Here is a 17193-nt window from a genome sequence, read left to right as displayed (position 1 = left end):
TCTCATGAGTGAAGAAATCGACGCCACCGGGCTGCTTTGCCCCCTGCCCGTTCTCAAGACGCGCAAGCGACTGAAATCCGTTTCCTCCGGTGCCGAGTTGCGTGTGCGCACCGACGATCCGGCGGCTGTCGTGGACATGCCGCATTTCTGCAACGAGGCCGGTCATGTGCTCGTCGAAAGCGTGCAGGAGGGCGATGCGATGCTCTGGGTGATCCGCAAGGCCTGACACAGGGTTTGAACGGCAAGCGCCCCCATGCGGAGACGGGGGCGCGTGAGATCGGTATCACGATGGCCTAGCGGCCCAGAGACCACCAGCCACGGCGCTTGGGCTTATCATCATCCGCGTCATCCGAATTTGCCGGCTCCGGTGTCGGCGGGGTTTCCGTCGGCGCGTTCGAAGCGGCGGCAGGTTCGGGTTCGGGAGCCGGTGCAACCGTTTCCGGCGGGGCATCGGCGGATTGCGCTGCTTCTGCGGAAACGGGATCCGCGACCGTCTTGGGTTTCGGCTTGGCGCGGCTTCGCGTCGCGGGTTTCTTCTTGGCGGGCTCGGTCTGTAACTCGCCCGCCGCATCCGCCACCTTGTCGCTTTCGGACGGCGCAGAGGCACCTGCCGTTTCGGCGTCGCCCTCCTCGGATTTCTTCTTCGCAGCGGTCTTGCGCGGTGACGGCTTCTTTTTCGGCGCATCCTCTTGCGGCTCTGTGCCTTCGGCCTTTTCGTCCGCCTCCGCCTTGGGCTTTCGGGTGCGTTGACGCGTGCGTTTGGGCTTGACCGGCTCTTCTGCGGGATCCGCGGGCGGCTCGGTTACACTCGCTTCACCGGCCGCTTCGGCCGCGACGGGAGCCTGGGACTGCTGGGGTTCCTCCGCCTTGCCATCGCCGCTATCGGCTCCTTCGCCGCTATCGGACCTTTCGCTGGTATCGTCGCCGGAATCGTCGGAGCTATCGCCGTTGTCGGACCGATCGCCCTTGTTCCGGCTGCGCCCCCGGCCGCCGCGGCGCGACCGGCGGCGGCGTTTCTTGGGCTTTTGATCGTCGTCATCCGATCCTTCGCCGTTTGTGCCCGCCTGATCCTCGGATGTGTCACTTTGCTGCGCGGCGTCCTCATCGACCTGATCCATGATCGATGTATCGACCGAAACCACGTCGGAGGCGGCGTCGGGGACCGTGCGGCTGGCGGTCTTGAACTTCTCGAGGGTGAAATCGGGGCTGACCATATGGACATCCCCTTCGATCCGCACGGAAAGACCGTAGCGCGCTTCGATCTGCGCGATATGCTCGCGTTTCTGGTTCATCAGGAAATTCGCGATGGACACAGGGCAGCGCACCAGCACCTCGCGCGAGCGGCGGCGCACGCCCTCCTCCTCGATCTGGCGCAAGACCTGCAAAGCCATATTGTCGTCGGAGCGGATGAGTCCGGTGCCGTGGCAGGACGGGCAAGGCTGCGTCGTCGCTTCGATCATGCCGGGGCGCAAGCGCTGGCGCGACATTTCCATCAGGCCGAAGCCGCTGATCTTGCCCACCTGGATGCGCGCGCGGTCGTTCTTGAGCTTGTCCTTGATGCGCTTTTCGACGGCGGCGTTGTTCTTGCGCTCGTCCATGTCGATGAAATCGATCACGATCAGGCCCGCAAGGTCACGCAGGCGCAACTGGCGTGCCACTTCCTCGGCAGCTTCGAGATTCGTCTTGAGCGCGGTTTCCTCGATCGAACCTTCTTTCGTGGCGCGGCCGGAGTTGACATCGATGGCGACCAGCGCCTCGGTCACGCCGATCACGATATAGCCGCCGGATTTCAGCTGCACTGTCGGATTGAACATGCCCGAAAGGTAGCTTTCCACCTGATGCCGGGCGAAAAGCGGCATCGGGTCGACGTAATGCTTCACGTTCTTGGCGTGGGACGGCATGATCATCTTCATGAAGTCCTTGGCGATGCGATAGCCGCGCTCGCCCTCCACCAGAACCTCGTCGATCTCACGGTTATACAAATCGCGGATCGAACGCTTGATGAGGTTGCCTTCCTCGTAGATCTTCGTCGGGGCGATAGATTTCAGTGTCAGTTCGCGGATCTGCTCCCAAAGGCGCTGGAGATACTCGTAATCGCGTTTGATCTCGGTCTTGGTGCGCTTCGCTCCGGCGGTGCGGATGATGAGCCCCGCGCCCTGCGGCACGTCGATGGAATTGGCGATCTCCTTGAGCTTCTTGCGATCCGGCGCATTGGTGATCTTGCGGCTGATCCCGCCGCCGCGCGCGGTGTTCGGCATGAGCACGCAATAGCGGCCCGCAAGGCTCAGATAGGTGGTCAGAGCCGCACCCTTGTTGCCGCGCTCTTCCTTGACGACCTGCACCAGAAGGATCTGGCGCACCTTGATGACTTCCTGAATCTTGTAGCGCTTCGGGCGCGCCTTGCGACGCGGGCGGATATCCTCCTGCGTGTCGTCATCGGCCACGGCTTCGATGCTGGAATCGCGATCCGCCGGCTCACCGGCGCCCGCACCGTCTTCATCGTCTTCTTCCGGGCCGTCCTGATCCGTATCGTTATCGTCAGACGCGCCAGGCGTCTCGACCGGCGTGTCGGCCACGGTTTCCATCGGCGACAGGCCTTCCTCCTCACCGGCGTTTTCCGTCAGATCGATGGTTTCCATGCCGGAAATCTCGCCCGATACATCCTTCGTGGCGACGGCGTCGTCGCTATCGGCCTTCGCAGCCTTAGTCTTGCTCCGCCCGCGGCTCCGGCGCGATTTGGGCTTCTCGTCCTCCTCCTCGCGCTTGGCCTGGGATTCGGCCAGCAGCCGTTCCTCTTCCATCAGCGCTTCGCGGTCAGCGACGGGGATCTGGTAATAGTCGGGGTGGATTTCCGAGAAGGCGAGAAACCCGTGGCGGTTGCCGCCATAATCCACGAAGGCCGCCTGAAGCGACGGCTCGACCCGCGTTACCTTGGCAAGATAGATATTGCCGGCAAGCTGGCGTTTGTTTTCGGACTCGAAGTCGAACTCCTCGACCTTGTTTCCGTCAACCACCACGACGCGGGTTTCTTCCGCGTGGGTGGCATCGATAAGCATTTTCTTTGGCATAAATTCCGTATGCATACGCGAAAGCGCCCGTGATCTGACGGGAACGGGCGAGATCGGGTATGTCGTTTGATGGCGAGAGCGGGCGCAGCGGCTGGCCGGGACGATTTGCCCCGATACCCTTGCCTTGTATCCTGCGCGCGTATCATCGCGTTTGTTCTCCGACACGGCGGATTGTCCGGCCGTATCCGTTGCGCGCCTGACATTATGGTAACACCAGGCATTTGTAGAAGGCCTTGCGGCCATATCAGCCTGTTTTGAACCCGGACCGATCGCCGGCGTTCGAAACAGCGAAACTCTTGTACCCGCAGGACGCGAAGCGTCGCAGGCTATTTGCCAACATAAGTGCAGAACCGGGCGCAGCACAATGGAAAAGTCATCTTTTGCATGCACGAAGGCTAAAGGGGAAAATTAAACGAGCAGTCAAGCAACTGATAAGTTTAATAATTATCAAAAAATGTAAACAACCTTCACATCTCCCCTTGCAATCGAGACCGATCCCTCCGATCTATTCAATGTGAAAGACATTCACATCACGCAGAAACGGAGTTCCTCATGCACAGCACAGCCTCTCCCGCTACATACCCAGCCCGCGCCGGCTGGCTCCGCCGCGCTGAGGCGTGGCTCGATGACAAGGGCAAAGGCGCATGGATCGCGTTGACGATCCTCGGCTTTGTCTTCTTCTGGCCGATCGGCCTCGCCCTTCTCGCCTACATGATCTGGAGCAAGCGCATGTTCAACAAGTCCTGCCGACGCAGCCGCCATATTTCGCCCGCCTTCACGACAATGCGTTCCTCGGGCAATATGGCGTTCGACGCCTATAAGGAAGAAACGCTGCGCCGCCTCGAAGAGGAACAGCAGAATTTCGAAGCGTTCCTAAAGCGGCTGCGCGAAGCCAAGGACAAGGCGGAATTCGACCAGTTCATGGACGAACGCGCCCGGGCCGCGAAAAACGCTCCCGAAAGCGAAGACGCCTGAGCCTTTCCAAACACCCAATGCGGCCCCATATCGGGGCCGCGCCCGCAAACCAAGAAGATGGTGATCCGCATGTATGCCGCCCAAAGCCCCGGCTTTTTGCCCGACCCGGTCCTGCAGCCGGAATTTTATGACAGCGTCCTGTTCAAACGCGCGCTTGCCTGGGTGGTGGACGTGGCGGTGATCGTGATACTGCTCGTTCCGGTCGTGGTGCTTACCGCCTTCATCGGGCTGTTTTTCCTGCCCTTCCTCTACCTGGTGGTCGGGTTCCTCTACCGCACCGCGACGCTGGCGAACGGATCGGCGACCTGGGGAATGCGGCTGATGGCGATCGAGCTGCGCGATGCGCAGGGTCAACGTCTCGATACGGTGCAGGCGCTGCTGCACGTCTCGGGCTATCTGCTGTCGATCTCGGTGTTTCCGCTGCAGCTCGTCTCCATTGCGATGATGCTCCTGACCGAGCGCCGGCAGGGTCTGACCGACATGCTTCTCGGGACGGCGATGATCAATCGGCGGGCGTGACCGCCGCGCACCGGCTTCGATAGTGCTCGAGCACGAACACCCGGATCGCGGAAGCCAACCCCACGTCAAGCGATCGGCCCGCATCAATGCGGGCCGCAAGCGCGTTGATCGGTTGACCGCTTTCGGCGGCGATCTCCCGGAAAGCCTGCCAGAAACTGTCTTCGAGCGATACGCTGGTGCGGTGCCCGCGCAAGGTCAGCGATCGCTTGACCGGACGGCCGGTCATTCCCGCGCCTTGCCGTCGAGATCGCGCCGCGCCTTTTCGGAACGCGCCAGATCGAGCGCACGCTGCGCCTTCGTCCGCCCGAACTTCGCGGCGTTCTCATCCGCCTTCGCGCGCTTCTCGGCCCGCGCCTTAGCTTTCCGGAAAAATTTGAAGTTCGTGACAGTGCTCATTCGACTACCTGATATCCAGACACATTTAAAATCCTATGTGCCATTGGTCCAAATTGTTCTTCTTGTCTTTCCAAAACGAGCACACGTGTCTCGTGACCAACCTTAGTGCCCAAATGATCAAGATCATAGGCGATAGATACGCATAAGAACAAGGTTCCTTCATCGTGACCGTCAATTGTTCCAAGAATACTCCATTCCGGGTGATGGATGAACTCGGTGCTTTGATTCGGAAACAGAACTTTGCTTGTAAAATTAGTGGATCTTTTGGCGCGATCCATTTCTATGGGCGCAGCTTGTCGCCCAGCCCCGATGAAACTCCAATCATAACGATACACGTTGTAAGATACTCTTACGTTAAAAGCCGGTGACTTGCCGAGATTTTCAACGTTATAGAACCACTTGAGGCTGTATTTGGTTGAGCTTCTTTGAAGATATTCACATGAAACTTGCCATCTTAAAGTAAGCCAGGGTCTTTGCTCCGAACGCATAAGCTCGTTTGCGACGTTAGCAGCGTTTGCAGCAGCAACTGCTGCGTCATTCGTTCTGATTGCCTGACGAAGAGTCAGCCAAAGCAACATCACTGCCAAAAAACTTAGAAACGCGATGACCCACTGAGCAAGTGAATCCTCTGCCGCGATCAGCCTTTTTGTCCAATAAAGCCATGTGTTCGGAGAAAACGCTGCATCATCACGTTGATCCGTGCACTGATCACCGCCCATTACGCAAGCAGCAACATTGAATAAGCGATCTCCGAACAACAACACAACTATGGTTGTTGAAATACCGAAGGTGAGACCAACTGCTACACCATTGCGCCAACTATTCCCGGACATACTCGCTTTTTTTACTATAACTCGATCATTGCAGAATTGGACACAAATGAACCCGCTTCCCGCTAAAAGCCTTCTCAAAAAGCATCAGCTTTTCGGGCCGATCATCTTTTCGGGGCGCACCACCTTGTCGAAGGTTTCCTCATCGACGAATCCCAAAGCAATCGCTTCCTCTTTCAACGTGGTGCCGTTCTTGTGCGCGGTCTTGGCGACCTTGGTGGCGTTGTCATACCCGATGGTCGGCGCCAGCGCCGTAACCAGCATGAGCGATTCCTTCATCAGCTTGTCGATGCGCGGCGCGTTGGCCTCGATCCCCGACAGCATCCGTTCGGTGAAGCTGTCCGAGGCATCGCCCAAAAGCTGGATGGATTGCAGCAGGTTATAGCTCATCATCGGGTTGTAGACGTTCAGCTCGAAATGCCCCTGGCTGCCGGCGAACTTGATCGCGGCGTCGTTGCCCATGACATGCGCGGCCACCTGTGTCAGCGCCTCGGCCTGCGTCGGGTTGACCTTGCCCGGCATGATCGAGCTTCCCGGCTCGTTTTCCGGCAGGATCAACTCGCCCAGTCCCGAGCGGGGACCGGAGCCGAGGAAGCGGATGTCGTTTGCGATCTTGTAGCAGGAGCCCGCCACGGTCGCGAGCGCGCCCGACAGGAACACCATCGCGTCATGGGCGGCCAGCGCCTCGAACTTGTTGGGGGCGGTCACGAACGGAAGGCCGGTGATCTCGGCCATGTTGGCGGCGACGGTTTCACCCCAACCCTTGCGCGTGTTGAGCCCGGTGCCGACCGCTGTGCCACCTTGCGCCAACTCATAGATACCGGGCATCGCGGCCTCGACGCGGCCGATGCCCTGACGGATCTGATGCGCGTAACCTGAAAACTCCTGCCCCAGCGTGAGCGGGGTTGCGTCCTGCGTGTGGGTGCGGCCGATCTTGATAATATCCTTGAACGCCTCCGATTTGCGCTCAAGTTCCGCGGCCAGCTTTTCGAGCCCCGGCATCAGCACGTCGCGCACGCTCATCGCGGTGGCGATATGCATCGCCGTCGGGAACGTGTCGTTCGAGCTTTGCCCCATATTGCAGTGATCGTTCGGATGCACCGGATCCTTGCTGCCGATCTCGCCGCCGAGGATCTCGATGGCGCGATTGGCGATGACCTCGTTGGCGTTCATGTTCGATTGCGTGCCCGACCCAGTTTGCCAGACGACCAGCGGGAAATTGTCGTCGAACTTGCCCTCGATCACCTCGCCGGCGGCTTCTATGATCGCATCGGCCAGCTTGGTATCCAGTGCGCCACTGTCGCGGTTTGCCTGCGCGCAAGCCTTCTTGATCACGCCGAGCGCGCGCACGATGGCGACAGGCTGCTTTTCCCAGCCGATGGGGAAATTCATGATCGATCGCTGCGTTTGAGCGCCCCAGTATTTGTCTGCGGGAACCTCAAGCGGGCCAAAACTGTCGGATTCTGTGCGGGTCTGCACCATGATCGCCTCCTCGGTATGCGGTTGCATGCCGTTTAGCGCCAAGCGGCGGGCGGGGCAAATGGCAATCTGGCGCAGGCGCTATTTGCGAAAGGTATCGAGGCTGACCACCTCGGCTTCCTTGCGTGGCGTCTCCGCCTTTTCCTCGGCGCTATCGGGCTCCGGCTCCACGGGGCGCGGCGCCGGCAAAAGCTCGGCATCGTCGCTCTCGTCCACTTCCGTCGTTTCGAAGCGGAGGCCGAATTCGACGGACGGGTCGACGAAGGTGAGAATTGCATCGAACGGGATGTAAAGTCGCTCCGGCGCGTCACCGAAATTGAGCGTCACCGCGAAGCCGTCCTCGCTCACCTCGAGATCGTCATACCAGTGTTGCATGACCACCGTCATTTCGCCCGGATACCGATCCGAAAGCCAATCGGCGATCTCCACATCGGGATTCCCGGTATCGAACGTGATGAAGAAGTGATGATCGCCGGGCAACCCATTCTCGACGACGCCTTCGAGCACCGTGCGGATCAAACCGCGCATCGCCTGATGCATCAGGCTGCCGTAATTGATGCCTGTCGTCATTCGAAACTCCTCGCGTCCCTCATCAGCATATTCGATTAAATCCGAAACAAAAAGACCGGGCAGACCTTGCGGCTCCAAAAGAATCGCTGCCGGGTTTATCCGAAAACCGCGCTGATCTCGCGCAGGATCTTGCGGCGGATGGCGCGGGCATAGTCGCTATAGCCGCGCGCCGTCTCGACGAACCCGCCCCGGGTAATGACGTGTCGTGCGTAGAAATTGCTGATCGCGCGGCCAAGGCTTTCAATCGCGAGCCCGTTCACGGTTACGCCCATCCTTTCCGCGCGCAGGCGCATCTCTGCCACGTTCGGCCCGGCGTTGAGCGTGCCGTCGCCGGACATGTCGATCACGCGCCTTGCGCAATCGGGGCTTGCTTCGAGATGATCCAATGCCACGTGCAGCGCCGCGCCGGGGGCGGTGTTGGACATCACGAAGGCGCGCGGCATCCGCTCGACCGCGCTTGCAAAGAGCTGCACATGGCGCGAGCCGGCCATCTGCGTCCAGCCGAGGCTTATCTGCTGCGCCTCTGTCCCGGACCACTGCATGACACTGAGCGCGATCCGGTCCCGCACGAGAATTTCCGCGATCTCGGGATCGCGCAGCGCGCTGGCCAGGCCATCCACCTGCAGGCGATATTCGCTGGGATCGACGGAATTCGAGACATCCATCGCAAGCAAAAGCGCCGTACGGCACGCTTCGGCGGGCTGCGTGAGAAGGGCAAAGGCGAAAACGGCGCGGCACAGCATGCTCCATTGACGCAAGCCAAGCGCGCTGCGTCAAGTTAACCGTGCAGGCGCGATGCGCCGCTCCGCATCGGGCGCATGGCGGGTTTGTGCCGTCCGTCCGTTGCAACATGCGCAACGGAGGGCGTAACTCATCGCATGACACCGAAAATCCTGACCACCCTGCGCACATATGACCGGGCGCAATTCACCAGCGATCTGATCGCTGGCGTGACCGTTGCGATGGTGGCGCTTCCGCTGAGCCTTGCGATTGCCATCGCCTCGGGCGCCGGGCCGGAGAAAGGGCTGGTGACGGCCATCGTCGCCGGTTTCCTGATTTCGCTTCTGGGCGGCAGCCGGGTGCAGATCGGCGGGCCGACGGGCGCGTTCATCGTAGTGGTCTACGGCGTGATTGCGGAGCATGGCTATGACGGGCTGGTGCTTGCGACCTTCATGGCCGGGCTGATCATGCTGGCGGCAGGCGCGCTGCGTGCAGGCAACCTGGTGGCCTTCGTGCCGGAGCCGGTAATCAACGGCTTCACGATCGGGATCGGGATCATCATCGGGGCGAGCCAGATCAAGGATTTGTTCGGTCTCGCGCTCGCAGATGTGCCGGCAGAGTTCATTCCCAAGATCGCCGCGCTCTGGTCCGCGCGGGACAGCGTGAATGTCTACGCGCTGGGGATCGGAATCGTCACGATCGCCGCGATCTTCGCGCTGCGCCGGCTCGCGCCGAAGATGCCGGGATTGATCGTCGCGGTGGGCGCGACCTCGGCGCTGGTCGCGCTGATCCCGCTGCCGGTCGATACGATCTTCTCGCGCTTCGGCAACCTTCCCGGTAGCCTGCCGATGCCCGCCCTGCCCGAGCTGGGGCTGGCGCGGATGATCGAACTGCTGCCTTCCGCGCTTGTCATCGCGTTCCTTGCGAGCATCGAATCGCTCTTGTCGGCCATGGTTGCGGACAAGATGATCGGCGGGGCTCACAGGCCCAACGCCGAGGTGCTCGCGCAGGGTTGGGCCAATATCGGATCGGCGCTTTTCGGCGGCTTGCCTGCAACCGGAGCCATCGCACGCACGGCAACGAATGTGCGCGCAGGCGGCAAGACGCCCGTGGCCGGGCTCGTGCACGCGTTGACGATTCTTCTTGTCATGCTCCTGGCCGCGCCGCTTGCCGGCTATCTGGCGATGCCGGCGCTGGCGGGGCTGCTCCTGCTGACCGCCTGGAACATGACCGAGCCGCATAAATGGCGCAGCTACACGCAGGCGCGCAACTCCGACAGGGTTCTGCTCGTGCTGACGCTGGTTCTGACGGTGTTCACCGACCTGACCGTCGCGATCGGTGTCGGCGTGACCGTGGGGCTTGCCCTGCGTCTGCGACGCCGCGATGCGGAAATGGAAAAGGGGTGGGAACCCCGGGATCGCTGATCCTGTGGGGTGCGACTGTCATACCGTTGGAGAGGGAAAGTGCAGGCTTCTGTTGCCAGGTGCCTGCGAACCCCGCCTTACGCGGCTAGGCGTAAGGGCTTAAGTTTTCGGTTACTCCGACTGCTTACGCAGCCATTGCGACCGGAGCATGGTTGTCATTTGCAACTATACTGTGTGAACCGATAACGGTGGTATCTCACCGGGACAAAGCAAACCCCTTTAGACGTTCGTCGATCCTGTTTCGGCCCCATGACCGCCAAATGAACGGTGTGTTGGTGGAGCCGCCGGGTACCGCCCCCGGGTCCGATCCGCTTATTACGAGCGCGTTTATGTCCATAGTCCCCTTGCGGGAACACGTTGAATATCGGCCCATGCCCCCGCGATTTCAAGGGGGCGCAACGGCCTAGCCTCCCTTTTTCATCTCCTTGGGCGCACCGGAGGCCATATCTGTGCCGGTATAGGTCAGGCCCGCCTCTTTCCATGCACCGAAACCGCCCTTCATATGGGCGATCCGGTCCATGCCGTGCTCGAGGCACTTGTGCGCTACCTTGGCCGAACGCACGCCGGAGCCGCAGTGGAACACGATGCGCTTGTCGGACTGTCCCGGCATATGGCCGGGATCGAAGGCCTGCATAGGCGCAAGAAGCGCGCCGCCGATCCGTTCGAAACTGAATTCCTGCGGCGTGCGCACATCGATCACGATGATCTCGTCTTTCTCGAAAGCGTCGGCCACTTCCTGCGGCGTCCAATGCTCCAGCACGCCGTTATCGGTCTTTTCGGTCTCCATGTATCTCTCCCGGTTCAGAATCGGTTCAGGGGAATCTTCAGATAACGGTGCCCATCCCCCTCAGGTTCCGGCAGACGTCCGGCCTGAAGGTTCATCTGCAGGACGTGCAGCATCCGGTCGGGCAAGGGGAGCGTCTTGTCGCGGGCGTCGCGCAGCTTGACGTACTCCTCCTTGGCGACCCCGCCGCCGATATGCTTGTTGTCGCGCCGCTGCTCGGCCACGGTGGATTCCCATTCTGGCGCCTCGCGTTCATCGGTGCCGTAATCATGGCCGATGAAAAGCCGCGTGTCATCCGGCAGGCGCAGGATCTCCTGGAGCGAATCGTAGAGCTCCGAAGTGGTGCCGCCTGGAAAATCAGCGCGCGAGGTGCCGACATCGGGCTGCATGAACGTGTCATGCACGAAAGCGGCATCCTCACCGACGATATAGGAGATCGAGCCCAGCGTATGACCCGGCGAAAGCATCACCCGCACCGGCAGATTGCCGATCTCGAACCTGTCGCCATCGGCGAAGAGCCGGTCGAAATCGCGCGCCGTATCGAACGCGTCCGGCATATTGTAGAACTCGCGCCAGAGCGTCGCGATCTCGGCGACCTTCTCGCCGATCGCATTGGCCTTGCCGAGTTTCTCCTTGAGATAGGATGACGCCATCAGGTGATCGGCATGAGGATGCGTGTCGAGAATCCAGTCGATCTCCAGATCATGCCCCGCCGCGTATTCGAGGATCTCGTCCGCACCGCTGCTGTCGGTCGCGGCGCTTCGGGGGTCGAAGCCCATCACGACGTCGATCACCGCCGCCTTGCGCGTTTCGGGATCGGCCACGAGATACTGTATGCTTCCTGTGTCTTCGTCATAAAAACCCGTCACGTCGGGCGATCCTGCGCCCGTCGAGGGGCTGGTTTTCGTCAAGGTCATACAAACTCTCCTTTCGCCAGAAACATTCCAAATTCCGAATGGTTCCGCAATCCGGTTATGCGCGTATGTGTCGGAACCCGCGTGTCGTGCCGCTGGTTTTCCTTCGGACGATGACGCAACACGCCGGACCGAAGGAACACCGCCATGACCGCCCTGCCGAACGACACCCTGCCCGACGCGACTGCCGCGCTTCTGGCCGATCCGTATCGATATATCCTGACGCGCACGCGAGCGCTCGGCACCAAGGGCTTTTGCAGCCGGTTCATCGCGCAAAAGGCTGTCTTTCTCACCGGCGCGGAGGCGGCCGAACTTATCTATGACCAATCAAAATTCACCCGGGAGGGCGCTGTGCCCGCCATTGCGCGGGACGTTCTTTTCGGCAAGGGCGGCGTGCAGGGGCTTGACGGGGCGCGACATCATCGCCGCAAGGCGATGTTTCTCAAGATCATGGGGCCGGACGCCGATCTCGATGCGGTGGCCGATCTGTTCGAGGAGGAATGCCGCAATGCCGCGCGCAAATGGGGCGACGATGTAGACCTTTTCGATGAGGCGAAGCTGATTTTAACGCGGGTTGCGTTTCGCTGGGCGGATGTGCCGTTCCATGAGGCCGATCTGAAAGCCTATGCCGACGATCTGTCGGACCTCTTCCTCCATGCCGGCCCCCACCCCATCGGGCAGATCGAAGGCCGCAAGTCGCGCCATTCGCTCGAACGTGATATGCAGAAAATGATCGAGCGGCATCGGAGCGGCGACCTTGATGCAAAGCCCTCCGGCGCGCTCGCCATCATCGCCGGATGGCGCGACGGCAGCGACGATCTTTTGCCCGGCGAGATCGCGGCGGTCGAGCTTTTGAACGTGCTGCGCCCGACCGTGGCGATCGCGGTCTATCTGACCTTCGTTGCACACGCCATCTCGCGCCATCCCGCTTCTGCGCGCCGCCTGCCGGACGATGCGGAGTGGCGCCACGCTTTCGTGCAGGAAATCCGCCGCACCTACCCCTTCTTTCCGGCTACTGCCGCCATCGCGCGCAACGATATCGATTGGCATGGCACGACGATCGAGGCGGGAACGCGCGTCGTTCTCGATATCTACGGCACCAATCGCGAGGCCGAGGTTTGGGACGACCCCGACAGGTTCGAGCCGGAGCGGTTCCTTTCAGGAGAGCCCGGCCGCTACAGCCTTATTCCCCAGGGCGGCGGCGCGCATGCGAAGACGCATCGCTGCCCCGGCGAATGGCTGACCATTCTTCTGATGGAGCGCTTCGCGGCCTTCCTGACGCGCGATTTGGGCTGGCGGCTTTCCGATCCGAACAGCGCGCTGGACTATTCCGCCCTGCCTGCCCGCCCGGAAAAACCCCTGCGCCTGACGGACCTCGTGCATCGGTTCTAGACAAGCGGCATGTTGGCGAAGATGAGCCAGCCGGCGAACACGATCTCGAACAGCAGGTAAAGCGCGGCCTTGCGCATTGGCGGGCTGTCCATCGCCAAGGAGATGGTCCGCCCGGCAGCGGCTCCGAGGTAGGCGAAACCGAGCATTGCGTAGGCAAGTGGCGCCCCGAGCACAAGGCAGGCCACGGATAGTCCGACAAAAAGCCCGCCGGCGGATGCGCGCAGCTCGGACAGACCCATATTCGAGCCGTCCGTTGTCAGGTCAAGCACGCCTGCAGTGTAGCGCGGCGCAAGGAACCCGAAACCGCCCAGCGCCAGCGTGACCAGCGCCGCGATGATGTTGATCGTGTCGATCATGTATCGCCTCCCGTGTTTTGGTTCATTGGGATCTAGTGCACCCATAAGAAAAGCCATCAAACAAATGGCGCAATTTCATGGCAAGCTTACCCAGGCCGCAACAGCAAAGCAGACCGCCCATGCCCGCCCGACCCGCCACAGTGCGCCGCCGCAAGGTGTTCTATATTCCCGGCTACGATCCCTTCCCGCCCCGGCGCTACAGGGAACTCTATCGCCGCGAGGGCGCGCAGCAGGCGGAAATCTCGGGCTATGCGCTCAACGTGACGGCAGGCGAAGGCGGCGGGCGGTTCGGCTGGCATGCCTCCGCGCTGATCGAGGATATGCGCATCGAGGCCGAGTTCGAGGTGCTTATCTGGTCCGATATCGTCAGGGGCAGCATGTCGAGCAGCATCCCGGCCACCTATGCTCAGCTCTTGCGCACCGCTTGGCGCTATATCGGCTCGGGCGCGCTCCGGCGACTCGCGGTGCTGCCCAAGGGGCCATTGATCGCGGCGCTTTATCCGATCGGGGTGCTGATCCTGCAACTGTGCCTTGCGCTTCTGGCCGCGCACTTGCTTGGCTGGGCTCTTTCCACGGCATGGCGCGCAGCGGTGCTCTGGGCGTTCGGGAAAGGCGCGATCCTGAATGGCGGTGCGGCGCTGCTATACTGGGGACCATTCTTCGTTGTCGCGCTGCTTGTGTTGCGCTGGTTCAAGAGGCAGGACAACCGGATCTACGCCTATTACCTGATGCATGATTATGCCTTCTCGGCCAGCCGTAACGGCGCGACGCCGTCCGAATTGCAGGATCGCATGGACGACTTTCGCGCCAGCATCGCCGCCGCGCTGCAGGAGGATGTCGATGAGGTTTTGATCGTCGGCCATTCCTCCGGCGCGCATCTGGCCGTGTCGATCCTCGCCGATCTTCTGCGCGCGCAGCCCGACCTCCCGGCGCGCCCGGCGCTCTCGTTCCTCAGCCTCGGACAAGTGATTCCGATGGTCTCTTTCCTGCCCGAGGCGCATCAGCTGCGCGCCGATCTTCGATTTCTGTCTGAACGCGACGAGATCGTCTGGATCGATGTCACCGCGCCGGGCGATGGCTGCGCTTTTGCGCTTTGCGATCCGGTCGGCGTATCGGGCGTGGCCACGCGTGACAAACAATGGCCGCTCGTCTTTTCCGCACAATTCTCGCGCAGCCTGTCGCCGGAGCGCTGGAGCGCGCTGCGCCGCAAGTTTTTCCGGCTACATTTTCAATACCTTTGCGCCTTCGACCGGCCACTTGACTACGATTATTTCCAGATCACCGCCGGCCCGATGACGCTCGGCCAGCGCTACGCGAACCGGCCGCCATCGCGCAGCCGGATCGATGTCGCGGTGTCGAAATACACCTCTGTCGCGCCGTGATCCCGCCCAAACCCGAGGCGCGGCCTGATCGCGTGCCGCTCTGGCACTATCTGAGGCTCTTTCGCCGCGATATCCTGTCTGCACAGCCCGCGCGGCTCTATTCAGCCTGGATGGCCGAGTTCCGCACGCCGTTCTTTCGCTCGTATCTGACGAACGATCCGGCCCTCCTGCGCTGCATCCTGCGGGAGCGCCCAAGCGATTTCCCCAAATCGGACCGCATCGGCGAAGGGCTGCGCCCGCTTCTGGGCCGTTCGGTTTTCCTGACCAACGGCGCGGAATGGCAGCGTCAGCGCCGCATCATCGATCCGGCCTTCGAACGCGGGCGACTGGCGCATGCGCTGCCGGCGATGTGGGAGGCCGGGGAAGCGATGGTCGCGCGGGTTCTGCGCCGAATCGGTGCAGGCGGCGAGATCGAGGTCGAGGAAATCGCGAGCCATGCGGCAGCCGACGTAATTTTCCGCACGCTCTTTTCCATTCCCATCGAAGATGCGACCGCCGCAGAGGTCTTTGCCGAGTTCCGCGCCTACCAGCGCGACCAACCGATCCTGAACCTCGCAGCCTTCCTACCCCTGCCCGGCTGGGCCCCGCGCTTTCACCGGCGCGGAACGCGGCGGGCGGCCCGGCGCATCCGCGCGCTCATCACCGATCTGGTTCAGCACAGGCTGGACGAGATCCGCGCCGGCACCGCGCCTGACGATCTTGCCACGCGGATCATGACAACGCCCGATCCGCAGACCGGCGAGACATTCGGCTTGCCGGAGATGGTCGATCAGGTTGCCATCTTCTTTTTGGCCGGGCACGAAACCAGTGCAAGCGCCTTGGCCTGGGCGCTTTACCTTTGCGCAGCCGCGCCTGAATGGCAGGATCGTATCGCGGCCGAGGCTGCCGATCTGTCCAACTCCGATGGCGTAAAGCGCCTGACGCTGAGCCGCGATGTGTTCCGGGAGGCGTTGCGGCTCTATCCCCCCGTCCCGATGATGGTGCGTCAGGCGTCGCAACCCGAAACTTTCCGTAATCGAAACATCCCAAAGGGCGCGCAGCTGGTGCTGAGCCCATGGCATCTGCACCGCCACAGCCGGCTTTGGGACGACCCCGACCGCTTCGACCCCGCGCGCTGGCAGACCGATTCGGCGCGGAAGTCCGCGCGGGAGGCCTATATTCCGTTCAGCGCAGGGCCGCGCGTCTGCCCCGGCGCGGGGTTTGCAATGGCCGAGGGGCCGCTCTTGCTGGCGATGCTGCTGCGCGCCGTTCACCTGCGCCCCGCGCCGGGTCGAACGCCGCTGCCCGTTGCGCATCTGACCGTCAGGGCGCGCGACGGCATCCACCTGATCGCACGTCCCCGGACGCCGCACATTTCGTAAAAATGCGAAGATGGTTAGCGCTAACCGCTTGCGGCACCTCTATCTTTTTTCAGGTGCCTGTTCTACCACCGGCCAGATGCTTCATTTCAGCACGGGGATTTGACATGATGGACACCGCAAAGGCAGACCGCGTCGCAAATGGCGACGGTTTTATCGCAGCGCTCGATCAAAGCGGCGGCTCGACACCGAAGGCATTGCGGCTCTATGGCATAGACGAGAGCGCCTATTCGAGCGAGGACGAGATGTTCGCGCGCATCCACGAAATGCGCTGCCGCATCATGACGGCACCCGATTTCACGTCGGAAAAAATCCTCGGCGCGATCCTTTTCGAGCGCACAATGCGCGATACCGTCGAAGGCGAGTCTGTGCCAAGCTATCTCTGGCAGAAGCGCGGAATCGTGCCGTTCCTCAAGATCGACAAGGGGCTTGAAGACAAGGCCGACGGCGTTCAGGTGATGAAACCGATGCCGGGTCTGGATGCGCTGCTTCAGGAAGCCAAGGGGCTTGGGGTTTTCGGAACCAAGGAACGCTCCGTCATTCATGAGGCCGATGCGACCGGCATCCGCAATGTGGTGGCGCAGCAATTCGAAGTGGCCCGCACCGTCTGCGCCGCCGGGCTGGTTCCGATCATCGAGCCGGAGGTCGATATCAACAGCGCGACGAAAGCCGAGGCGGAGGACATTTTGAAGGAGGAAATCCTCAAGGAATTGAATTCGCTGAAACCCGAAGACTATGTGATGCTCAAGCTGACCATCCCGAGCAACGATTGTCTCTATGTCGAGCTTGCGGAGCATCCCAACGTGCTGCGCGTGGTGGCGCTGTCGGGAGGGTATACCACTGACGATGCTTGCATGCGGCTCAGCCGGAACGACCTGATGATCGCCAGCTTCTCGCGCGCGCTGACCGAAGGCCTCACCGCGCAGATGAGCGACGAAGAGTTCAACGCCGCGCTGAAGAGCAATATCGACAAGATCTTCGACGCGTCGAAAGCATAACGCGCGATCCCGAGCGGCCGGGTGGCGG

18 protein-coding genes and 1 other RNA gene are annotated in these 17193 nt (G+C 61.6%); 8 read left to right on the top strand and 11 right to left on the bottom strand.

Annotated features, from left to right (window positions below):
• The first annotated feature begins 4 nt into the window (after positions 1 to 4).
• Entirely contained in the window at positions 5 to 226 is a 222-nt protein-coding gene (locus tag M3465_RS09260; RefSeq protein WP_249501440.1) for a sulfurtransferase TusA family protein, read from the top strand.
• 67 nt (positions 227 to 293) lie between these two features.
• Here M3465_RS09260 and M3465_RS09255 read toward each other — a convergent pair whose 3' ends face one another.
• Positions 294 to 3068, bottom strand: coding sequence for an Rne/Rng family ribonuclease (locus tag M3465_RS09255; protein WP_249501439.1), 2775 nt, complete (start codon positions 3066 to 3068; stop codon positions 294 to 296).
• A 552-nt stretch (positions 3069 to 3620) separates the two neighbouring features.
• On the opposite strand from M3465_RS09255, the gene M3465_RS09250 reads away from it, so the two are divergent.
• Both M3465_RS09250 and M3465_RS09245 read left to right on the top strand, forming a co-directional pair.
• Positions 3621 to 4043: a DUF2852 domain-containing protein gene (locus M3465_RS09250; protein WP_249501438.1), complete on the top strand. Its 423-nt coding sequence runs from the start codon at positions 3621 to 3623 to the stop codon at positions 4041 to 4043.
• Positions 4044 to 4112: 69 nt separating this feature from the next.
• The gene (locus tag M3465_RS09245) at positions 4113 to 4562 is read left to right on the top strand and encodes an RDD family protein (RefSeq protein ID WP_249501437.1); all 450 of its coding nucleotides are present in this window, start codon (positions 4113 to 4115) and stop codon (positions 4560 to 4562) included.
• Here M3465_RS09245 and M3465_RS09240 read toward each other — a convergent pair.
• The 6 genes from M3465_RS09240 to M3465_RS09215 form a co-directional block, all read right to left on the bottom strand.
• Entirely contained in the window at positions 4546 to 4788 is a 243-nt protein-coding gene (locus M3465_RS09240; protein ID WP_249501436.1) for a ribbon-helix-helix domain-containing protein, read from the bottom strand. The two genes, M3465_RS09245 and M3465_RS09240, sit on opposite strands and share 17 nt — an antisense overlap.
• The gene (locus tag M3465_RS09235; RefSeq protein WP_249501435.1) at positions 4785 to 4958 is read right to left on the bottom strand and encodes a DUF4169 family protein; all 174 of its coding nucleotides are present in this window, start codon (positions 4956 to 4958) and stop codon (positions 4785 to 4787) included. The genes M3465_RS09240 and M3465_RS09235 overlap by 4 nt, the downstream gene beginning before the upstream one ends.
• Positions 4955 to 5791, bottom strand: a complete 837-nt coding sequence (locus M3465_RS09230) for a DUF8453 domain-containing protein (protein WP_249501434.1) — start codon at positions 5789 to 5791, stop codon at positions 4955 to 4957. Before M3465_RS09230 ends, M3465_RS09235 begins: the two co-directional genes overlap by 4 nt.
• An 84-nt stretch (positions 5792 to 5875) precedes the next feature.
• Complete coding sequence (fumC, locus tag M3465_RS09225) at positions 5876 to 7270, bottom strand: class II fumarate hydratase (RefSeq protein WP_249501630.1); 1395 nt, start codon at positions 7268 to 7270, stop codon at positions 5876 to 5878.
• Between the two features lie 78 nt (positions 7271 to 7348).
• On the bottom strand, positions 7349 to 7837 hold the full coding sequence (locus M3465_RS09220; RefSeq protein ID WP_249501433.1) for an SspB family protein: 489 nt from the start codon (positions 7835 to 7837) through the stop codon (positions 7349 to 7351).
• A 95-nt stretch (positions 7838 to 7932) separates the two neighbouring features.
• Entirely contained in the window at positions 7933 to 8580 is a 648-nt protein-coding gene (locus M3465_RS09215; protein ID WP_249501432.1) for a DUF1194 domain-containing protein, read from the bottom strand.
• Positions 8581 to 8715: 135 nt separating this feature from the next.
• Between M3465_RS09215 and M3465_RS09210 the strand changes: the two genes are divergently transcribed.
• Positions 8716 to 9981 carry a SulP family inorganic anion transporter gene (locus tag M3465_RS09210; RefSeq protein WP_249501431.1) on the top strand — a complete coding sequence of 422 codons (1266 nt, stop codon included), beginning with the start codon at positions 8716 to 8718 and terminating at the stop codon, positions 9979 to 9981.
• Between the two features lie 38 nt (positions 9982 to 10019).
• On the opposite strand, the gene ssrA is transcribed toward M3465_RS09210, so the two are convergent.
• The 3 genes from ssrA to M3465_RS09195 all read right to left on the bottom strand — a co-directional run bounded on the left by ssrA (position 10020) and on the right by M3465_RS09195 (position 11682).
• Positions 10020 to 10374, bottom strand: a transfer-messenger RNA (tmRNA) gene (gene ssrA, locus M3465_RS09205).
• Positions 10375 to 10384: 10 nt separating this feature from the next.
• Positions 10385 to 10768, bottom strand: coding sequence for a rhodanese-like domain-containing protein (locus M3465_RS09200; RefSeq protein WP_249501430.1), 384 nt, complete (start codon positions 10766 to 10768; stop codon positions 10385 to 10387).
• Positions 10769 to 10782: 14 nt separating this feature from the next.
• Positions 10783 to 11682 (bottom strand): MBL fold metallo-hydrolase, encoded by a 900-nt coding sequence (locus M3465_RS09195; RefSeq protein WP_249501429.1) that lies wholly within the window; start codon positions 11680 to 11682, stop codon positions 10783 to 10785.
• A 144-nt stretch (positions 11683 to 11826) separates the two neighbouring features.
• Here M3465_RS09195 and M3465_RS09190 point away from each other — a divergent pair, with 144 nt between their 5' ends.
• Entirely contained in the window at positions 11827 to 13071 is a 1245-nt protein-coding gene (locus tag M3465_RS09190; RefSeq protein ID WP_249501428.1) for a cytochrome P450, read from the top strand.
• Here M3465_RS09190 and M3465_RS09185 read toward each other — a convergent pair.
• Positions 13068 to 13427, bottom strand: coding sequence for a DUF4345 family protein (locus M3465_RS09185; protein WP_249501427.1), 360 nt, complete (start codon positions 13425 to 13427; stop codon positions 13068 to 13070). The two genes, M3465_RS09190 and M3465_RS09185, sit on opposite strands and share 4 nt — an antisense overlap.
• 119 nt (positions 13428 to 13546) lie before the next feature.
• Here M3465_RS09185 and M3465_RS09180 point away from each other — a divergent pair, with 119 nt between their 5' ends.
• The 3 genes from M3465_RS09180 (at position 13547) to M3465_RS09170 (ending at position 17165) form a co-directional block, all read left to right on the top strand.
• A complete protein-coding gene (locus M3465_RS09180; protein WP_249501426.1) occupies positions 13547 to 14809 on the top strand; it encodes a hypothetical protein in 1263 nt (420 codons plus the stop codon).
• Positions 14806 to 16170 (top strand): cytochrome P450, encoded by a 1365-nt coding sequence (locus M3465_RS09175; RefSeq protein ID WP_249501425.1) that lies wholly within the window; start codon positions 14806 to 14808, stop codon positions 16168 to 16170. Before M3465_RS09180 ends, M3465_RS09175 begins: the two co-directional genes overlap by 4 nt.
• A 107-nt stretch (positions 16171 to 16277) precedes the next feature.
• A complete protein-coding gene (locus tag M3465_RS09170; RefSeq protein WP_249501629.1) occupies positions 16278 to 17165 on the top strand; it encodes a fructose bisphosphate aldolase in 888 nt (295 codons plus the stop codon).
• Positions 17166 to 17193: the final 28 nt, after the last annotated feature.

Source organism: Marivita sp. GX14005 (genome assembly GCF_023370775.1).
Classification (GTDB): Bacteria; Pseudomonadota; Alphaproteobacteria; order Rhodobacterales; family Rhodobacteraceae; genus Marivita.
The sequence above is the reverse complement of the archived record's forward strand: the minus strand, read 5'-3'. Positions and strand labels throughout refer to the sequence as shown.

Excerpts from the sequence above, each read along its gene's own strand:
- M3465_RS09260 (WP_249501440.1), top strand. The coding sequence starts at position 5 with ATGAGTGAAGAAATCGACGCCACCGGGCTGCTTTGCCCCCTGCCCGTT.
- M3465_RS09255 (WP_249501439.1), bottom strand. The coding sequence starts at position 3,068 with ATGCCAAAGAAAATGCTTATCGATGCCACCCACGCGGAAGAAACCCGC.
- M3465_RS09250 (WP_249501438.1), top strand. The coding sequence starts at position 3,621 with ATGCACAGCACAGCCTCTCCCGCTACATACCCAGCCCGCGCCGGCTGG.
- M3465_RS09245 (WP_249501437.1), top strand. The coding sequence starts at position 4,113 with ATGTATGCCGCCCAAAGCCCCGGCTTTTTGCCCGACCCGGTCCTGCAG.
- M3465_RS09240 (WP_249501436.1), bottom strand. The coding sequence starts at position 4,788 with ATGACCGGCCGTCCGGTCAAGCGATCGCTGACCTTGCGCGGGCACCGC.
- M3465_RS09235 (WP_249501435.1), bottom strand. The coding sequence starts at position 4,958 with ATGAGCACTGTCACGAACTTCAAATTTTTCCGGAAAGCTAAGGCGCGG.
- M3465_RS09230 (WP_249501434.1), bottom strand. The coding sequence starts at position 5,791 with ATGTCCGGGAATAGTTGGCGCAATGGTGTAGCAGTTGGTCTCACCTTC.
- fumC (WP_249501630.1), bottom strand. The coding sequence starts at position 7,270 with ATGGTGCAGACCCGCACAGAATCCGACAGTTTTGGCCCGCTTGAGGTT.
- M3465_RS09220 (WP_249501433.1), bottom strand. The coding sequence starts at position 7,837 with ATGACGACAGGCATCAATTACGGCAGCCTGATGCATCAGGCGATGCGC.
- M3465_RS09215 (WP_249501432.1), bottom strand. The coding sequence starts at position 8,580 with ATGCTGTGCCGCGCCGTTTTCGCCTTTGCCCTTCTCACGCAGCCCGCC.
- M3465_RS09210 (WP_249501431.1), top strand. The coding sequence starts at position 8,716 with ATGACACCGAAAATCCTGACCACCCTGCGCACATATGACCGGGCGCAA.
- M3465_RS09200 (WP_249501430.1), bottom strand. The coding sequence starts at position 10,768 with ATGGAGACCGAAAAGACCGATAACGGCGTGCTGGAGCATTGGACGCCG.
- M3465_RS09195 (WP_249501429.1), bottom strand. The coding sequence starts at position 11,682 with ATGACCTTGACGAAAACCAGCCCCTCGACGGGCGCAGGATCGCCCGAC.
- M3465_RS09190 (WP_249501428.1), top strand. The coding sequence starts at position 11,827 with ATGACCGCCCTGCCGAACGACACCCTGCCCGACGCGACTGCCGCGCTT.
- M3465_RS09185 (WP_249501427.1), bottom strand. The coding sequence starts at position 13,427 with ATGATCGACACGATCAACATCATCGCGGCGCTGGTCACGCTGGCGCTG.
- M3465_RS09180 (WP_249501426.1), top strand. The coding sequence starts at position 13,547 with ATGCCCGCCCGACCCGCCACAGTGCGCCGCCGCAAGGTGTTCTATATT.
- M3465_RS09170 (WP_249501629.1), top strand. The coding sequence starts at position 16,278 with ATGGACACCGCAAAGGCAGACCGCGTCGCAAATGGCGACGGTTTTATC.